We start from the raw sequence: 2,850 nt of genomic DNA, 5'->3' as shown, positions 1-2,850 counted from the left end.
GCACGATGGCAACAAAGGTCGGATTTTCTCGCAGGGGACTGGCGTACACGAAGGCGCCCAGGACGGGTGTGGTGGCCAGATGCAGATTGCGAAGCAGGCGATGTGACAGTTTCATGGCAAATACCTTGTAAATCAATTCATCCCTTGAAGTGGATTGGACAGGTGGAGAAATGAGGAAAGTGAGATCAAGTCATGGTGGACTTCACGGGTGCAGGCCGGAGCATGCGCTTGGTGATTGCAGCGACCATTGCCCTTGGAACAATACGGTTGCCCAAAATCATGAGTCTGTTGGTCGTACCTACTACGTGGGTCAACCCGCCACGAACCATCAGATCAACGCCTGCTCGCGCAACTTTTCGAGGATCGGTACGAGCCTCCTGGCGAAAAAAATGACCCCCATCGATTCGTTGAGGGTCAACGCTATTGAAGAAAGCCGTGTCGGTAGGTCCAGGGGCAAGGCAACTCACACTGACGCCGTAGTCTTCCATTTCTTTCGCAAGTGCTTCGGAGAAATTCAGAACGAACGCCTTAGATGCGCCATAGGCCGCAAAATAGGGTGTTGGCTGGAAAGCCGCCGTTGAGGCGACGTTCAGAATGCGGCCTGCACGCCTTTGCTTCATGGATTCCCCATAAAGGCGACAAAGTTCGGCGACGGCAACGACATTGAGCTGCAACATGCGGTAAATCTGCGCAGGCTCGATTTCGATGTGTGCGTCGACGATGCCAAACCCCGCGTTGTTGATCAGAGTGTCAATTTGGAATCCATGTTTTTCGGTATGCTCGAAAAGCCGGTGTGCAGCCCCGGGTTCAGACAGATCGATGGAGTGCACGTGAACCTCGGTTCCGTGAGCTGCGCGTAGTTCGTTCGCTGCTGTCTGAAGTCGCACTGCATCCCGTCCAACCAGGATGAGACTGTGTTCGCGTGAGGCCAGTAGCCTGGCCATCTCCAAGCCGATACCACCGCCGCCGCCTGTGATGAGGATAGAGTTCGCCGAACTCATAACGAGTGCTCCCTTGAGAACTCAATGCGGCACTGAAGGAAATCATCAATCCGTGCAATGACACTCACTGGGTCATCGACGACCGAAATATGGGCCGTGTCGAGCACCTCAAAATGACCATTGGGCAGTGCTTCAGCTGCACGCTTTAGAGCGTCAACTGGGTACATCGCATCTTGGTGACCAGCCACGAACAGTGTGGGTGCCTTGATCCCGTTCATACGATGAGCGAGCGGTTCCCGATCGATCAGCACCGATCGAACCGCCTGTGAGAGCGCAGCACCATCGGCTTGACGAAGATGGCGATGAAAATCCCCTTGAATGACACCTCCACGCTCGATGGTGGAGGGCAGGAAGAAAGCCTTCGCGACGCCGTTTCTGTAAGCCGCTGTGGAATGGATCCAGCGTGCCCCCCAGACGACAAACCGGTCACTTAGGCTGGGGCCGTCGGGAGCCTTGATGACCGGCGTATTGAGCATGACCACAGCCAGGGTTCGCCTCGGGTGTAGCAGCGCAAATTCTCCTGCGACCAACCCTCCCCAGGATGTTCCAACCACCACCACTGGTTCGGAGACGGTCAATGAATCGAGTACCTCACCCAGTGCTTGGCCACAGTCACTCATTGAGAAAGCACCGGGTGACCGACCACTTTCCCCGTGACCTGGTCCGTCAATGGCGATGATTCGATGTCTGCCACGCCAGACTTCAATTGGATGGCGGTAAATCCTGTAGTCGGCGAGGATCGAAGGCCACAAGACGATAGTTTGACCCTGAGGATCTACCGGTCCTGTGTCACGAACAGCGAGTGCGCCGACACGCGTTAAGACTTGGCTGGGAGGCGGCAGCAGTGATGACGGTGCTTTTGCAGCTCTGTCTTGTGTCAGGGTCATTGTGGCGGTCGTCATGGTGTGTGAATTCAAGATTCTTGGCAGGATGTCCAGCAGATTTTGCAGGTATTGCCGATTAATGTAAACAGCGATAACATGCCCCCATGCAAAACAATGAATTGCCTAAAGCCTCTTATTGCAGAAGCACAGCCAAACCCCGACAGCGGAGCTTTCACCACGGCAATCTCCGGCAAGGACTGATCGACGCCGCACTGGCTGCTCCTGAGATCGAGGGACTGTCGTTGCGACAGCTCGCCGCTAGTCTTGGTGTGACGGCTGCGGCCGCCTACCGTCACTTTGAGAGCCGTGAAGGCCTGTTGTTCGAAGTTGCCCGTATTGGATTCAACCGCCTTAGGCAGCGGTTTGCTTCTGCTTTTGATATCAAAGCCCCGCCATCGGGCGTTGAAGAGGCTCGGCTCCGTCTGAGCCGACTAGCGCAGGCCTATTTGCAATTCGCCGATGACGAGCCAGCCCTGTGGCGGCTGATCTTTGGCGCACAGGCTGAGGCTTACCGTCAGACGATCGATTCAGAAGGTGACCCCGACAGCTACGAATATCTCCCCGCGGCATTGTTGGGCTTGTATTTGAAGGGGGTTATTCCTACTCAGCCGAGTGAGCGTGATGCGTTGTTCGCGTGGAGTGCGGTCCACGGCGCAGCCACCTTGCGCAGCGGACGCGTTCCGGGAGCTCTTATTTCCATCCCGGAACTCGCCAACGAGGTGGCTGAACGTGTGATCCGTGCCATGAAACATGAATGACTGAGATAGGAGACCCTGACATGATTCTTCACGACCTGAGCGCAGGCATGCATCCCCGCCGAGTGCGCATCTTCATGGCCGAAAAAGGCCTAGCGATTGACCGGCGCGAGGTGGATGCCGCCGGCGGCGCCAATGCGAGGCCGGATTTCCTACGGCTCAATCCCTTGGGGAAGCTGCCCGTGCTCGAGCTCGACGATGGCAGCGCCA

Annotated in this window: 4 protein-coding genes; 2 read left to right on the top strand and 2 right to left on the bottom strand. The window is 56.4% G+C overall.

Annotation, left to right across the window (positions count from 1 at the left end; translation table 11 throughout):
- Nucleotides 1-185: 185 nt before the first annotated feature.
- Both ACOVRJ_RS12595 and ACOVRJ_RS12590 read right to left on the bottom strand, forming a co-directional pair.
- Complete coding sequence (locus ACOVRJ_RS12595) at nucleotides 186-1,001, bottom strand: SDR family NAD(P)-dependent oxidoreductase (protein WP_422044195.1); 816 nt, start codon at nucleotides 999-1,001, stop codon at nucleotides 186-188.
- On the bottom strand, nucleotides 998-1,903 hold the full coding sequence (locus tag ACOVRJ_RS12590; RefSeq protein ID WP_422044194.1) for an alpha/beta fold hydrolase: 906 nt from the start codon (nucleotides 1,901-1,903) through the stop codon (nucleotides 998-1,000). The genes ACOVRJ_RS12595 and ACOVRJ_RS12590 overlap by 4 nt, the downstream gene beginning before the upstream one ends.
- An 86-nt stretch (nucleotides 1,904-1,989) precedes the next feature.
- Here ACOVRJ_RS12590 and ACOVRJ_RS12585 point away from each other — a divergent pair, with 86 nt between their 5' ends.
- Both ACOVRJ_RS12585 and ACOVRJ_RS12580 read left to right on the top strand, forming a co-directional pair.
- Nucleotides 1,990-2,643 (top strand): TetR/AcrR family transcriptional regulator, encoded by a 654-nt coding sequence (locus ACOVRJ_RS12585; RefSeq protein WP_422044193.1) that lies wholly within the window; start codon nucleotides 1,990-1,992, stop codon nucleotides 2,641-2,643.
- A 20-nt stretch (nucleotides 2,644-2,663) separates the two neighbouring features.
- Nucleotides 2,664-2,850, top strand: a 187-nt coding sequence (locus tag ACOVRJ_RS12580) for a glutathione S-transferase N-terminal domain-containing protein (protein WP_422044192.1), incomplete at its 3' end; no start/stop codon positions are given.

This window comes from Roseateles sp., from assembly GCF_049240545.1.
Lineage (GTDB): Bacteria > Pseudomonadota > Gammaproteobacteria > Burkholderiales > Burkholderiaceae_C > Paucibacter_A.
This window is presented reverse-complemented; position numbering and strand designations above follow the sequence as displayed.

Bases quoted from the DNA above. Each gene is read 5' to 3' on its own strand.
- ACOVRJ_RS12595 (WP_422044195.1), bottom strand. From the start codon at position 1,001: ATGAGTTCGGCGAACTCTATCCTCATCACAGGCGGCGGCGGTGGTATC.
- ACOVRJ_RS12590 (WP_422044194.1), bottom strand. From the start codon at position 1,903: ATGACGACCGCCACAATGACCCTGACACAAGACAGAGCTGCAAAAGCA.
- ACOVRJ_RS12585 (WP_422044193.1), top strand. From the start codon at position 1,990: ATGCAAAACAATGAATTGCCTAAAGCCTCTTATTGCAGAAGCACAGCC.